Annotated in this window: 14 protein-coding genes and 1 pseudogene; 7 read left to right on the top strand and 8 right to left on the bottom strand. The window is 46.4% G+C overall.

Going from position 1 to position 14,513, the window contains the following annotated elements:
- Positions 1-135: 135 nt before the first annotated feature.
- Positions 136-3,381: a carbamoyl-phosphate synthase large subunit gene (gene carB / locus H6F63_RS18210; RefSeq protein WP_190638938.1), complete on the bottom strand. Its 3,246-nt coding sequence runs from the start codon at positions 3,379-3,381 to the stop codon at positions 136-138.
- Positions 3,382-3,819: 438 nt separating this feature from the next.
- On the bottom strand, positions 3,820-4,374 hold the full coding sequence (locus H6F63_RS18205; RefSeq protein ID WP_190442798.1) for a Dps family protein: 555 nt from the start codon (positions 4,372-4,374) through the stop codon (positions 3,820-3,822).
- A 386-nt stretch (positions 4,375-4,760) separates the two neighbouring features.
- Here H6F63_RS18205 and H6F63_RS18200 point away from each other — a divergent pair, with 386 nt between their 5' ends.
- The 3 genes from H6F63_RS18200 (at position 4,761) to H6F63_RS18190 (ending at position 6,364) form a co-directional block, all read left to right on the top strand.
- Complete coding sequence (locus H6F63_RS18200) at positions 4,761-5,006, top strand: Asr1405/Asl0597 family protein (protein ID WP_190442796.1); 246 nt, start codon at positions 4,761-4,763, stop codon at positions 5,004-5,006.
- 40 nt (positions 5,007-5,046) lie between these two features.
- Positions 5,047-5,706 carry a (2Fe-2S) ferredoxin domain-containing protein gene (locus H6F63_RS18195; protein WP_190638937.1) on the top strand — a complete coding sequence of 220 codons (660 nt, stop codon included), beginning with the start codon at positions 5,047-5,049 and terminating at the stop codon, positions 5,704-5,706.
- A gap of 115 nt (positions 5,707-5,821) precedes the next feature.
- On the top strand, positions 5,822-6,364 hold the full coding sequence (locus tag H6F63_RS18190) for a Uma2 family endonuclease (protein WP_199298127.1): 543 nt from the start codon (positions 5,822-5,824) through the stop codon (positions 6,362-6,364).
- 167 nt (positions 6,365-6,531) lie between these two features.
- Here H6F63_RS18190 and H6F63_RS18185 read toward each other — a convergent pair whose 3' ends face one another.
- From H6F63_RS18185 to H6F63_RS18175, 3 genes are all read right to left on the bottom strand, one after another.
- Positions 6,532-6,789 carry a hypothetical protein gene (locus H6F63_RS18185; protein WP_190638936.1) on the bottom strand — a complete coding sequence of 86 codons (258 nt, stop codon included), beginning with the start codon at positions 6,787-6,789 and terminating at the stop codon, positions 6,532-6,534.
- A gap of 61 nt (positions 6,790-6,850) precedes the next feature.
- Positions 6,851-7,909 carry a WD40 repeat domain-containing protein gene (locus H6F63_RS18180; protein WP_190638935.1) on the bottom strand — a complete coding sequence of 353 codons (1,059 nt, stop codon included), beginning with the start codon at positions 7,907-7,909 and terminating at the stop codon, positions 6,851-6,853.
- Positions 7,897-8,865: a GTP-binding protein gene (locus H6F63_RS18175; protein ID WP_190638934.1), complete on the bottom strand. Its 969-nt coding sequence runs from the start codon at positions 8,863-8,865 to the stop codon at positions 7,897-7,899. Before H6F63_RS18175 ends, H6F63_RS18180 begins: the two co-directional genes overlap by 13 nt.
- 338 nt (positions 8,866-9,203) lie before the next feature.
- Between H6F63_RS18175 and H6F63_RS18170 the strand changes: the two genes are divergently transcribed.
- Together H6F63_RS18170 and H6F63_RS18165 are read left to right on the top strand one after the other, a co-directional pair.
- On the top strand, positions 9,204-9,395 hold the full coding sequence (locus tag H6F63_RS18170) for a hypothetical protein (protein ID WP_190638933.1): 192 nt from the start codon (positions 9,204-9,206) through the stop codon (positions 9,393-9,395).
- A 107-nt stretch (positions 9,396-9,502) separates the two neighbouring features.
- The gene (locus tag H6F63_RS18165) at positions 9,503-10,021 is read left to right on the top strand and encodes a hypothetical protein (RefSeq protein WP_190638932.1); all 519 of its coding nucleotides are present in this window, start codon (positions 9,503-9,505) and stop codon (positions 10,019-10,021) included.
- Between the two features lie 315 nt (positions 10,022-10,336).
- On the opposite strand, the gene H6F63_RS18160 is transcribed toward H6F63_RS18165, so the two are convergent.
- The 3 genes and pseudogenes from H6F63_RS18160 to H6F63_RS18155 form a co-directional block, all read right to left on the bottom strand.
- Positions 10,337-11,728 carry a tetratricopeptide repeat protein gene (locus H6F63_RS18160; protein WP_190638931.1) on the bottom strand — a complete coding sequence of 464 codons (1,392 nt, stop codon included), beginning with the start codon at positions 11,726-11,728 and terminating at the stop codon, positions 10,337-10,339.
- A gap of 77 nt (positions 11,729-11,805) precedes the next feature.
- Positions 11,806-11,934, bottom strand: coding sequence for a hypothetical protein (locus H6F63_RS30610; protein ID WP_277876443.1), 129 nt, complete (start codon positions 11,932-11,934; stop codon positions 11,806-11,808).
- A gap of 87 nt (positions 11,935-12,021) precedes the next feature.
- Positions 12,022-12,333 (bottom strand): annotated as a pseudogene (locus H6F63_RS18155) (phosphoesterase); the annotation flags it as partial.
- Positions 12,334-12,574: 241 nt separating this feature from the next.
- Here H6F63_RS18155 and H6F63_RS18150 point away from each other — a divergent pair.
- Positions 12,575-13,702, top strand: coding sequence for an AI-2E family transporter (locus H6F63_RS18150; protein ID WP_190638992.1), 1,128 nt, complete (start codon positions 12,575-12,577; stop codon positions 13,700-13,702).
- A 362-nt stretch (positions 13,703-14,064) separates the two neighbouring features.
- Positions 14,065-14,298 carry a hypothetical protein gene (locus H6F63_RS18145; protein WP_190638929.1) on the top strand — a complete coding sequence of 78 codons (234 nt, stop codon included), beginning with the start codon at positions 14,065-14,067 and terminating at the stop codon, positions 14,296-14,298.
- Positions 14,299-14,513: the final 215 nt, after the last annotated feature.

The following is a 14,513-nucleotide window of genomic DNA, read 5'->3' as shown; positions in this document are numbered from 1 at the left end:
TTAATCGTTTTTTGTCAACTGTCGGTCGTTGGTTGTTTGTTGCAAGTAATATCTTGCACCAATGTGAAATAGAGGCGGTCGCCTCCCTTCCCTGGAAACGAGGGAAGGGAGGCTAGAAACAGGCTTTTGTAAGGTTTATTTGTGGCTGCCGATATATTCTTGCAATGACTTCACCTGCAAGGGTTGAGACTGCAACGAACGAATCGCCGCCGCCGTAGCTTTGGCACCAGCAATAGTTGTGATCATCGGGATTTTGTAAGTTAGAGCGCTCCGGCGAATCAGCCGACCATCTGCCTGCGCCTCTTCTCCAGAAGGCGTAGTGATAATTAGCTGAATCTTGCTATTTTTAATTGCATCTAGCACGTGAGGACGACCCTCATGCAATTTCAGCACCAGTTCAACATCTAACCCGTTCTCTCGCAACACTTTCCTGGTGCCTTCGGTTGCCATTATCTGGAAACCTAACTCCATCAGGTTTTTCACCACAGACACAACCGCCGCTTTATCGCGGTTGTGCATCGACACGAACACCGTCCCAGATAAAGGTAAACGCTGTCCTGCTGCCAATTCTGCTTTAGCAAAGGCTGTCCCGAAGTCGGCACCAATTCCCATCACTTCACCCGTGGAGCGCATCTCAGGGCCGAGAATGGTATCTGTGCCAGCGAATTTCTCAAAAGGCAATACCGCCTCTTTGACAGCAATGTGACTGGGCATCACTTCCTCGGTAAATTTCAGAGATTCGAGGGTCGTACCTGCCATAATTTGGGATGCTAAGCCAGCTAAGGGAACTCCGGTGGCTTTGGAGACATAAGGCACGGTGCGCGAGGCTCTGGGGTTGGCTTCGAGGATGTAGACTTGTTCCCCTTGAACAGCAAACTGGATATTCATCAATCCGATGACTTTCAGGGATTTGGCTAGTTCAACCGTCCAGCTGCGAATTGTCTCCAGCACTGGTTCGGAGAGGGAAGTATAGGGCAACGAGCAGGCAGAATCTCCGGAGTGAATTCCTGCCTGTTCAATATGCTCCATGATACCGCCGATTACTACTTTGCCAGTGTGGTCTGCGATCGCATCCACATCCACTTCAATCGCATTCTCTAAGAATTTGTCGATTAAAATGGGATGCTCCGGCTCTACTAAAACCGCATAAATCATGTAGCGCTGCAAGTCATCATCGGAGTAGACGATTTCCATCGCTCGTCCTCCCAATACATAAGAAGGACGTACCACAACCGGGTAGCCAATACGCTTGGCGACAGCTAGAGAATCTTCGTAACTCCGAGCCAGACCGTTTGCTGGCTGCTTGATATCGAGTTCCCGCAGGATTTTTTCAAATCGCTCTCGGTCTTCAGCAGTGTCAATCGAATCTGGCGAGGTTCCCCAAATTTTAGCTGTTATTTCGGGGTGCGATTGCAGATATTCCTGTAAAGGTAAAGCCAATTTCAACGGTGTTTGACCGCCAAACTGGACAATAATCCCTTCTGGCTGTTCCGCCTCGATGATGTTGAGGACATCTTCTTTGGTCAGTGGCTCAAAATACAAGCGATCGCTTGTGTCATAATCTGTGGAAACTGTCTCTGGGTTCGAGTTGACCATAATCGTCTCAAACCCTTCTTTGGATAAGGCATAAGCCGCATGACAACAACAGTAGTCAAACTCAATCCCCTGTCCAATGCGGTTCGGGCCGCCGCCTAAAATCATCACCTTGCGCTTAGTAGAAGGCAACACCTCCGATTCTTCCTCGTAGGTCGAGTAGTAGTATGGAGTTAACGCCTCAAACTCAGCCGCACAAGTATCCACTGTCTTGTAAACAGGCACGATACCCAGCGATTTCCGATAATCGCGGACTTCATCCTCTGTGGTTTTAGTAGCATAGGCGATTTGGCGATCGCTAAATCCCTGCCGCTTAATATCCCACATTTGTTCCTTCTTCAGGTCTGTAAGCTGACTCCGCTTCAGGAACTTCTCGGTTTCCAACAGTTCCTGCATCTTATCCAGAAACCACAAATCGATTCCGGTGAGTTCATAAATCTCTTCCCCTGTCATCCCCATCAAAAAGGCATGACGCACTGTAAAAATCCGTTCTGGGTTTGGTGTCCGCAAACCAGCCCGAATTTGCTCCAGTGAAGGTAACTTCTCCTTCTTATCGCATCCCCATCCGGCGCGTCCTGTCTCCAAACCACGCAAAGCTTTTTGGAACGACTCGCAGAACGTCCGTCCCATCGCCATCACTTCTCCCACCGATTTCATCTGTGTTGTCAGCACCGATTGAGAACCGGGAAATTTCTCAAACGCAAATCGGGGAATCTTCGTCACCACATAGTCAATTGTCGGCTCAAACGAGGCTGGTGTTTTCTTAGTGATGTCGTTGGGAATTTCATCTAAGGAGTAACCCACCGCCAACTTCGCCGCCATTTTAGCAATCGGGAATCCCGTCGCCTTAGATGCAAGCGCGGAACTGCGGGAAACTCGCGGGTTCATCTCAATTACAATCAATTCGCCTGTAAGTGGATTTATGGCAAATTGAATATTTGAGCCGCCCGTCTCTACCCCAATCTCGCGGATAATTTTAATTGAGGCATCCCGAAGACGCTGGTATTCCTTGTCTGTCAAGGTTTGCGCTGGCGCTACGGTAATTGAGTCCCCGGTGTGAATACCCATCGGGTCAAGGTTCTCGATTGAGCAGATAATCACTACGTTATCTGCCAAATCGCGCATTACTTCCAGTTCGTACTCTTTCCAACCCAGAAGCGACTTTTCCACCAGAATCTGCGACATGGGAGAAGCATCTATACCTCCCTGTGCCATTTCTTCAAATTCTTCTTGGTTGTAAGAAATACCGCCGCCCGTGCCGCCGAGGGTGAAAGCGGGACGGATAATTAAGGGGTAGGAGCCGATTTCGCGAGCGATCGCTTTCGCTTCTTCTAGTGTACTAGCAATTCCCGACGGACAAACTGGCACCCCAATTCGCGCCATCGCTTCTTTAAACAGCAGGCGGTCTTCGGCTTTCTCAATAGCTGGTAATTTGGCTCCGATTAACTCAACGCCGTACTTGTCCAATACTCCATTCTTTGCCAGCGCCACGGCTAAATTTAGAGCAGTCTGACCTCCCATCGTTGGCAATAAAGCGTCAGGTCGCTCTTTTTCTATCACCTTCTCCACCACGTCTGGTGTCATCGGTTCAATGTAGGTGCGGTCAGCGGTTTCCGGGTCGGTCATAATCGAAGCTGGGTTGGAATTGATCAACACCACTTCATATCCTTCTTCCCGAAGGGCTTTACAGGCCTGCGTCCCTGAATAATCAAACTCGCAGCCTTGTCCTATGACAATTGGCCCGGAGCCTAGTAGCAAAATTTTATGAATATCATTGCGACGGGGCATATTTGTTAGTCCTAGCGTAACCGTTGTCAAGTCCTGATTATTCTACGGGGTTTCATCCTATTCCTGGCGGGTTATTGGGTCTATTTTTCCAAGATTTGATGACTTATGACTTAGGGAGTGGGAGCTTACTTTCCTTACTCTCATTCCCAGGCGACCGCCTAGGAACGATAGTAACTGGTGCGTATAGCACAGGTTGTTTCTGGCAAAAGTGGATTTTTTTGTTAAGCAGCGTTGACAAATCCAATCAATAAATTTATACTTTTAGATTGGATTTCCCTGTGCATCAATAACGAAAATGACAGAGAGAGATAAAGTATCTCGTCTCTGCCATAGGTTCTCCTCTATTGAAAGAAAGGCAGTTGGGGTGCTTAAAGCTGTCTTTCGTTTGAATATTTTGGCTTATTATAGCTGAAATTGACCAAGTTGTACAGCTAAATCTTAGTTATTGCCAGACTGGACAAATCCCAGAGTTAAGCTGTCATGGGCAAGGAAGTGAGCCAGATGATAAGCACGCTCTTCAGTTTTGAGTAAAATTTGTTCGTAGAGATACCGAGTAGCGCGATCGCCCAAACTTTCTGCTTGCGCTGCTTGACGACGAATCAACCCAATCATAGCTTGTTCAGCAGCTAAATCGTGTTTGACCATCTGACGGCAGGAAAAAACACCTTCGTCTTCCGGAGTAAAGCAGCACAGTTCTGCTAACTTGGCAAAGCCAGCCACTGGTACGCCACCGAGTCCATCCAAACGTTCGCCAATATCATGCACGTGTCCCTGCACCTGTTCGTAGCTTTCGCTGAAGAACTCGTGCAGCATATAAAATTCTGAACCTTCAACTACAAAATGATGCTTTTGATATTGCAGGTACAGCGCCTGAAAACTTGCTAGAGCAATATTGAAGCCTTCACAAACTGGTTCAGTTACGCTGCGCTCCAGCAACACCGGATTGTCATAAACCTGACCAAAGGAGCGTAATACACTCTGAGTTTCCGACATGATCGTGTTCTCCTTTTCATTAAGCAACCGTTGTTGCCAATAAAGTCAGTGTATCACGCACTCCCTGTTTTGGCTCAAAACTAGCAGGGGTAAAGCATTCCTGCCAAAGTTTATTGGTAAATACAAAGCCTTTTAGCTTGCCAAATTTATCCTTTATGACTCCCTGGAGAAAGGGTTTCGAGCCTTCCGCATCCGCCTAGGGATCGATCCAATTTCTGTCAGATTTTTAAATTTTTGGCTAAGCTAGTTGAGAATTGTTAGCGTTTGGGTTATATGTAGTTATGTAGGAAAAGACAGGCGAAAATCCTTGCTACCGAAGATTTCACCGGATGTCAGGAAGTGGAGGAGAAAAAGTAAATGGTAATTTCTCGCGTTTGTAGAGACAAATGAATCCAATAGAGCCAAAAGTCGAAGCCAGCCTTGTTGTTGCAGTCAAGCCAGGAGATCGGTGGCAAGTCTATTACCGCTTGCAAGAGCTAGACATACAGTGCGGATGTTCGATTAACCAGCCTTTATGGGTTGATGTTCACAGCGTTACCGGTGCTGTCCAGGTGTGGAGTGTTGTCAGACAGTTAACGGCATCCCGCCGCGACTTGGCGAGGCATCTTGAGCGATGTTGGCAATCCCTGTAACTATCCAAAAGAACTTTAAAAAGAGGATTTAATAACAGCTATGTCTAAAGAAAACTATCAAGTAGCACAATTTCATCTTCAAGGATGGTTACTGGGTTTTGTAGTTGAAGATGGCTATAAAATAAAAACTCTGCGACTCGCCACTTCTGAGGGTGAAGCTCAAATCAAGCTTTCCAAAGAAGCTAGAATTTCCCTTTTCAGATCGGCAGTGAAACCGGGTTCTTGGGTGGAAGTTTATGGCGAAAGAAAGCTAAAGCCCAAAAGTGGCGAAATTAAACTAAAAGCTTATATTGTTAAACCAAGTGTTGCCCCCAATCAAGAGAGGGAAGTTGCACAAGTAGAAGCAATTCAGGAATTGCCTACACCTGCAAAAAAAATTCCCCTCCCTTCCGGTGTCAAAGCGACGATTCTGGTGTGTAAAAAGTCAGATTGTTGCAAGTTAGGTGCTAATAAAGTTTGTCAGGCTTTGGAAGAAGGGTTACGCGATCGCGGCTTAGACGACCAGGTTACGATCAAGGGGACTGGCTGCATGAAGCGTTGCAAAGCAGGGCCAAATATCGTCATGCCGGATAAAACTCGCTACACTCGGATTGACGCTAAAGAAATCCCTGAAATTATAGATAAACATTTTCCAGATGAGACGATATCCCAAGAGCTAACTGCACCTCGTTTGGAGTACGAAACAGTTAGGGTTCGTTAATAATATTTCCTGATTTATAGACAATAGAATACCCCCAACTTCTTTTTATCGGGAAGTTGGGGGTATGTGCTATGTACAGGCTGCCATAATATTAGTACCTGACCAAAGCGAGTAGATGACTATGGCGATCGCTACTGTAACCGAAAGCTTCTCTTTAGAAGACTTTATGACTAACCCCCCCGAAAACATGGAGTGGGTGGATGGACAACTTGTGGAGAAAATGGGAATGACGGTAAAACATAGCCTAGTTCAGGGTAAGTTAGTTCTTTACTGGGGAAATCACATAACCCAATCTGGACAAGGAGGAGCGGTTGTTGTAGAACTTCCCTGTCGGACTTTAAAGCAAGGTCGTCGTCCTGATGTATCTTATCTCACAGCGGAGTTGGTAGCGCAGTTTGGTGAGGCGGGAGCGTTGCCACAAAGTCCACCGCTAATTGCTGAAATCGCTTCTCCAACCGATTCAGCCGAGGATTTGTTTGCCAAAGCAAGCGAGTATTTAGAATCGGGTTGTCAGGAAGTTTGGCTGGTATTTCCTGAGAGCCGTCGGGTATTATTAATTACGCAAAATCAGACATTAGGGTTTAATACTGGTGATGTGGTAAACACACAATTGGTACTCCAAGGATTTAGTGTTGCGCTAGATGAATTGTTAGCTTAAAGCTATACTGTCAAATAACAGATTATTTGTTGTTATAACAAATTCTTGCCGTTGAGTTTTAAAAGAGCGCTAACCGAAGGTTATTGGGCGAAGCCTTGCGGTAGTTATGTTATTGGTTATCATCATAAATTTCTCACCGCAATTCTTCGCCCCTACACAAATCCTTTCTAAAGGACGAATTGACCTTGCATTTGACTCAAAGCCTTTGTGCAAGCAGCGCAGCTGCAACCTATTTGGTCTTTGATTGGATTACTCGGTTCCACAGATGCGAGAACTTGTTGATCCGCTACAACAACTTGTGCATGTGCAGTTGGTGCAGACAGCATGGCATTTGAAGCTTCAGCGGCTTGTGCTGCATTAGCTAACAGTAACATTGATGCCAAAATTACAGGGCAGGCTAGCATTGCCAGAGCAGTTTTGTTCATAATTTAAAAGCTGACACTTTTTGATGGCATTATAGCCAATAAACAGTCAGCTAAGTTTCGCTCAACGGCGACCAAATCCTTGACCGCGTTGGCTTGGCGACCAAATTAGTATTTCGCCGTTGTTCCCCCCGGCGGCGAGTTGATGCCCTTGGGGATGCCATCCAAGGCAGGAAAAGCCGTCAGGTGCGCCAGAGAGGTTTTGAGCTATGCTCTTGGCTTTGTGCCACAGACACACGCAGCCATCTTCCGATGCTGAAGCTAAGAGGAAGGTGTTTGGTTGAAAAGTAATGGCTTGTACGACTTCTGTATGCCTTTCTATCACTCGACCTTCCCAAGCGCGAGAGACATCTGGGTGCTTTTCCCAGACGACAATACATTCGGCGCTGGCGCTGGCTAAGAGGGGCGCACCTGTTTTTGTCAGTGCTTGCGACCAAGCTAGGTGGCGAATTTTACCGGGAAAGCCTCGCATAATCCAGGGGTGGGGATTGTTCCACTCTAAGACGGTGATGGTGCGATCTAGATTGCCAGAGGCGAGGTATTTGCCATCAGGCGACCAAGCGATCGCTAAACTAGCAGAATCAACCGACATCATATAAGGATCGTCGTCCCAATCTTGGGGATTCCAAATTTTCACCCCTTGATAGCCGCCAACTGTTAATCCCTGACCGTTTGGATGCCAATTAATATTTAAAACGGAAGATTCGGCAAAATCTAGAGTTGCGGCAATTTCGCGTTGATCGGCATCCCAAACTTGTACGAAGCGCCCCAAGCTGAAAGCTAACAAATTACTGCTGCGACTCCAAGCCATCTGGTCAACCCAATTGGGTGCATTCTTCAAACTGGCAATTAATTCCCCGGTATTTAATTGCCAAATATTCACCCCTCCATCTTGTCCGCCTGCTGCTAAAAATTGCCCGTCTTTAGAAAAAGCTAAACAGTCTACAGAATAACCGTTAGCTGATTGTAAGAGGGTGGTTTCCTCACTTTGCAAAAGCATCACTTCTCCGGCTGCGGAACTTGCTGCTATTGTGCCATCGGGCGACCAAGCAACAACTGTCACGTAATCGGAGAGGGTTCCTTGCTTCGCCAATTTAAGCAGTGGTTCCTTTACGCTAGGCATCCTTGAAAATCCTCTTTTAGTTGGGATTCGTTGAGATTGCGACCGATGAAAACGAGTTCATTTTTGCGTTCTTCGTCACGTTTCCAGGGGCGGTCAGGGTTTCCCTCAAATAGCATATGTACGCCTTGGAATACATAGCGGCGGTCTTCGCCTGCAATATTGAGAATACCTTTCATCCGAAAGATATCTTGACCCTGAGTTTGCAATAGAGAACTTATCCAATTGTTGAGCTTTTCAAAATTCAGTGGTTTCGCTTCCACCAAAGCGATTGAATACACTGTTTCATCGTGTTCGTGGGCATCTTCATTTAAGAATTCTGGGTCAATTTCCAACGCCCGATTTAAGTCAAATGCTCCTACTCCTAAGAGCGCATCCATCTCTAACTCGGAGTTGCGGGTGCGGTAGATTTTTGCGATCGCATTCATTGAGCGAATCCGCTTTTCAAGCTCATCAAGTTGTTCTGGTGTCACCAAGTCAGTTTTGTTAAGCAAAATCACATCGGCAAAGGCAATCTGTTCCTGCGCTTCCTCCGCCTCCCAGTGATTCCAGATGTGGAGAGCATCTACAACTGTCACTACAGCGTCTAACTTTACGCGATCGCGCATATCCTCATCTACAAAAAATGTCTGAATCACAGGCGCAGGATCGGCGAGTCCGGTGGTTTCAATCACCAAATGGTCAAACTTATTCCGCCGCTTCATCAAGTTGCTGATAATCCGAATCAAGTCGCCACGCACGGTACAGCAGATGCAGCCGTTGTTCATCTCAAAGATTTCTTCATCGGTATTGACAATCAGTTGGTTATCAATCCCCACTTCCCCGAACTCGTTGACAATCACAGCCACCTTCAGCCCGTGTTCGTGAGTCAGGATGCGATTTAAAAGTGTTGTCTTCCCCGCGCCCAGGTATCCGGTGAGAACGGTGACGGGAATGGTGTTTGTCGGCGCTTGTACCATGATGGATTCCTCTGGTTTTATAATAATGATTATCATTATTACATTATGAGCGGCAACCCAGAGGAAGGGTGAGGGCGCAAAGTGCTGTTACTTTTAGCACGCGCCCTCCTTGACGAGCCTTCAGTTAAAAAACAGATTTTAATCTAAAACTTAACGATAATCAGAAAATAGACAAGAAGAAAAGAAGCAAGCATTGAAAGCTCAAACAGAAGCATTTCGTCAGCGTTACTAGGGAATTTTTAAACGAGTTCAGCCTGAGTTTATTGATCACGTCAGAAAAACTAAAATGCTCCTCTGTAGCTTGTCCGAATCAATGAAACAGGGGTATCTGGGACGATATGATCGAGGGCAATTTGGGCGATTTTGAGGTCAAAATAAGCGCGATCGCTTTCGCCGAGCTGCGCATCGTTCAGCACGTTTATCCGATTCAGCTTCTTGCTTGGCGGTTATTAGGAATTGGTATTAGCGGGCAGTGTAGCTGGCTTGTTTTTTTGCAATCATTTATGCAAGAAAGCCTTGAAAAAGTGTAAGCTTAGTTAACACCATTTCAAGCCAATGGTTGCTCGTTTGAAATGATGGTCGTTTGAAGATATCGAAAAGTAATCGCGTTAATAGTATTTTCAAGGATTGAACGACGATGAAGATCCTAACGAAAACCGAACAAGTCTTGATTCTTCAAAGAGGAACGAAAGCAGAGTTTTTCCTCGGCACTGCTTTTGTGATGCTCTGTTTTCTATTCATGATAGGAGGATTTTTATTCGCAATCAGCATAAGCCTTGGTATCGGATGGTGGGGATTTCTCTTCTCACCTTTAGCAGTATGGCTTCTTTGGCTTGCACTTCGTCGTTTTTTGTCAAATGAAAAAATAGTAACTATATATAGATTAAATAAAGCTACTAACCAAGCAACTATAGAGTTTCAAGGTTTGAGACAATCTAAAGTTGTTGAATTGCCACTCCATGAAATTCGCTCAGCAGAAGTAACGTTTCTAGACTCACATTACATCGGGTATGGATATACACACATACGTTCTCAACTTTACTTTCTAATAAATTCAAGAAAGGCACTTGCTTTGGATCTGGCAATTGGGATGGGTGAGAAGCGCGAGCTAGAGGCAATTGCTCGCTACTTTCGAGAATTTCTGTCCAACAGCTAATACCGTAAACCCCTTTTTGCTAACAAATCAAAGTTTTAGTCATCGCCAGCTAACAAGCCTCTGCACCGAAACGTGACAAGCTGGTTGGGTTGCAGAAGTTGCTAGTATCCGGTGAGCTTGGTCGTTTTTAATCCCAGCCAGCTTGCTCACTGGGCAAAAGAATCGCATCTCCCGCAGCCGTCATCCACCTCAACCACAGCCGATTGATACCCCGAAAACTTCCCCAAGATTGTTGAGCCTTGCAACTTCCCCTACTTTGTCACTAATTTCTTGGGCAATCGCTAAGGTTTGTGGATAATTCTCCAACGCTTGAGGTTATTTTCCCAGGCTGCGGTTAACTTCGCCAATATTGTTGAGCGTCGTCCTTTCTCCCGCCTTGTTACCAATTGCTTGAGCAATGGTTAAAGCTTGTTGATAATACTCCAAGGCTTTTGGGTACTGTCCCCGGCTGTGGTAAAATAACCCAAGATTGTTGAGCGTCGTACCTTCTCTCGCCTTGTCACCAATTGCTTTGGCAATGGCTAAAGCTTGTTGATAATACTCCAAGGCTTTTGGGTACTGTCCCAGGTTGCTGTAAACTAACCCAAGATTGTTGAGCCTCGTACCTTCTCCTCCCTTGTCACCAATTGCTTTGGCAATGGCTAAAGCTTGTTGATAATACTCCGACGCTTTTGGGTACTGTCCCATGCTATAGTAAACTGCCCCAATATTGTTGAGCGTCGTACCTTCTCCTGCCTTGTCACCAATTGCTTTGGCAATGGCTAAAGCTTGTTGATAATACTCCAACGCCTTTGGGTACTGTCCTAGGTTGCGGTAAACTTCCCCAATATTGTTGAGCGTCGTACCTTCTCCCCCCTTGTGACCAATTTTTTGGCGAATGGCTAAAGCTTGTTGATAATACTCCAACGCCTTTGGGTACTGTCCCATGCTGTAGTAAACTACCCCAATATTGTTGAGCGTCGTACCTTCTCCCCCCTTGTCACCAATTGCTTTGGCAATGGCTAAAGCTTGTTGATAATACTCCGACGCTTTTGGGTACTGTCCCAGGCTGTTGTAAACTTCCCCAATATTGTTGAACGTTGTACCTTCTTGCGCCTTGTCACCAATTGCTTTGGCAATGGCTAAAGCTTGTTGAAAATGCTCCAACGCCTTTGGGTACTGTCCCAGGTTGCTGTAAACTAACCCAATATTGTTGAGCGTCGTACCTTCTTGCGCCTCACCAATTTTTTGGCGAATGGCTAAAGCTTGTTGAAGATACTCCAACGCCTTTGGGTACTGTCCCAGGCGGCGGTTAACTTCCCCAAGATTGTTGAGCGTCGTACCTTCTTGCGCCTTGTCACCAATTGCTTTGACAATGGCTAAAGCTTGTTGATAATACTCCGACGCTTTTGGGTACTGTTCCAGGCGGCGGTAAACTTCCCCAATATAGTGGAGAGCGGCTCCTTCACCTTGGCGCTCCCCAATTGCTCTGACAATAACTAAAACAGATTGAAACGTCTCTAAAGCTTCTCGAAACTGACTTTGCTGATATTGCTTAACTCCTACTTGATACAGCCGCAACGCCTCGTCATTGCGTTGTTCTCTAGTTTGTGCTTGCGCCAAAGCCGCATTGCTTCCCCAAGTAATCCCTACCACTTGTAACGGACAACTCAACGAGATGAGCAAGGTTGCATTAATAACGCTAAGGCGATGAAGATGAGGATACATAGCAAAATTCTCTGTCAGTGGGTTAGCGAACTGCTTATATCTCGCTCCCATTTTAGGGAAATTATGCAAAAATTTACTTAACTTATTGAGAGCCGAAGATTCCCAAGAGTGCGATCGCGCAATATCTTTTCTTCTCCTGGCAGGGCGATTCGCAAAGATGGAGCCTTATCGCCAGTTAGCTTAAACTGACGATAAAACTCACTCATCAATTTCTATGTGGGTGCATCAGGGACAGCTCAGCGGGAGACAATTACACCAACAGAAAATTTAAAAACGCTAGGTTTAGATTACGATCGCCGTGCCATCAAACTCTTCTGGAACCAAACAGCTTTCAGCGCCCGTGTCGCCACCTCAGTAACCAGACTGAGAATATGCGGCCCGCCGAAAGTGCCAAAGCCCATTTGAGTCAGCGAGTCGCGGTAAGGGTTGCCCGTATCGAAAGGAAACTGAAACTTATTGCCTCCTTGTCCCCTCATATCCATCCCTACCTGCCCAGTATTTTCCTTCATCTCCATCAGTAAGTAGATGCAGGCGTTCAGGTAAGTTTCATACAGAGTATCAAAGTGGACATAAGTAGCCAAGTCGCGGAAGTTGCGGATAAAGCGAGGGGTTTTGTCAAAGTCATCCTTACCGCTGAAGTCAACACCATTTTGCACATCTTTCCAGGTTTTCTCGTCGGTAAGACTTTTCCCCAATCCCCAATTCCCCAATTCCCCATTCCCCATTCCCCATTCCCAACTGCATATGTAAACTAATGTTTAGAGCGTCTTAATTGGGCATCACGCCTTTTTCAGGCAGCGTTTTACCAGAAAAGTTTACTATTGGGAGGCAGTGTGATTGAGAATCATACCTGAGCAGCGCATCACCATTTCCCTGTCTAACATCTTGCTGATTTTAGCGATCGCTTTAGTAATGGTGTTGCTGTGGCAGCTGCGGAGTTTGGTAGTCATTCTGATGGTTGCAGTGGTGATGGCAGCCACTATTGCACCCGCCATCGATCGCGCAGAACGCTTGCAAATGCCCCGGTGGTTGGCAGTTATCACCGTATATTTAACGCTAATCGCTATCGTCACTGGCGCAGGTTTGTTAATCGGCCCTACAGTGGTGGAGCAGAGTCAACGCCTTGCGGTCAATACTCCTGTATACCTGGAAAATCTGCGGATACAAGTTGAAAACTTTCTGGTTAATCTCAACGCCGCACGACCAGACTTAGCCCGCCGCCTCCTTAATACCCAATCTCTTACTAACTGGGTAATTGGTTCGAGTCAACAGGTGCTGCTGCGTTCTTACGGCATCACGCGGGGAATTATCGGCGGCGTTTTTAGTTTTATTTTGGCGTTATTGATTTCCGGCTACATGGTAGCTGGTAGTCAAGAACTGGTTAAAGGTCTGGTGCAGCTGTTTCCCTCGCCTTGGGACGAACGTCTGGCGGCGCAAGTCGCACCCGCCAGCCAGCGAATGGGCAGTTACATCCAGGGTCGAGTTTTGGTGTCAGCGATTTTGGGGGTAGTGATTACTCTCGGCTTGCGAATTTTGGGACTATCGGAATTTGCCTTAGCCTTGGGTGTAATCGCTGGCTTCACAAATTTAATCCCCTTCCTTGGCCCCGTTCTGGGAGCCGTTCCTGCCCTCATCGTGGCAATTTCCCAAGGCGGATTAACCTTCCTCTGGGTGCTGCTGTTGTTCGTGATTATCCAGAATTTGGAAACTTATGTGCTTGACCCCCTGCTGGTGGGTTCTTCAGTGAAAGTCTACCCCTTGTATCAACTCTTAGCGGTTCTAGGAGGAACGCAGGTGTTAGGTATTGTTGGCGCGGTGATTGTCCCCCCTTGGGTGGCTGGTGCTGCGGTGCTGGTGGAGAATCTTTATTTAAAGCCCAAACTGGCAGCAGAACAACAAGCCCAACTCGCCGCCGCGCCTCCCCCGCCGGATTCCTCAACGCCTCTACCCAACCATTCTTCACCATTAAGTTAGGGGTAGCCAAAAGAGTTTCTTTTAACGCACATCTTACTCCTGTTGCATTAACCCGCCTGAGGTTAAAACCCCTCTTTAATAGCTAAAGTCCTTTTGCATAGGACTTTAGCTATTAGCCCAGAACTCAAGCTCCGGGCGGAATCTGCGGCTTACCCGAATGGTGCCAATCAATTACATCCCTCTTTGGTACTGTCTTGATAAACATAAAGTTTTAAGACAGGTAGTTGCTTTCATCCCAAGAAGTTTCGTAGCATATGTTACAGAAATAAATTTGATATAGCCCACTAGGTGAGGCTATTAAGCGCCTTGAGAGCAAATAGCCTCAACTGCGTGCCGTTTTGCTTATCGGAGGGAAGACAGATATGAAATTGGATTACCGTGAAGTTGGGTTACGTCAGTGTACTTTTAACTGGTCAACCCCATCGGAGTTAGATTACCAAGAGTCGATGTGGGTGCAGCTGCTGGAGCTTCCGAGTAGTTTCAGCTATGATGAGGCACTGCTACTGTGTCAGAAGTCTGAGGATGAATGGGTAGCTTGGATTCCCGATCATGGTGAAGCTGTACTGCATACCAGTCAGTTTTGCAAAGCTTGTTAGCATTTGAGAGCGATCGCATCCCCTAAAGCCTGTTCAACTCTACACTCAATAGGTTGCGCGATCGCTCTCCCACCCAAACCGACCATAAGACGCTCAGTTAGTTAAGCTGTTGCGCTTTTAAATTACGTTAATAGAATTACCTTTGTTTTTAAGCTTACGCTCCCACTTAATAATCAACTCACCTTCATTTAGAAGTCGATGTAATAAATACTCAA

Source organism: Trichocoleus sp. FACHB-40 (genome assembly GCF_014695915.1).
Lineage (GTDB): Bacteria > Cyanobacteriota > Cyanobacteriia > Cyanobacteriales > FACHB-T130 > Funiculus > Funiculus sociatus.
This window is presented reverse-complemented; position numbering and strand designations above follow the sequence as displayed.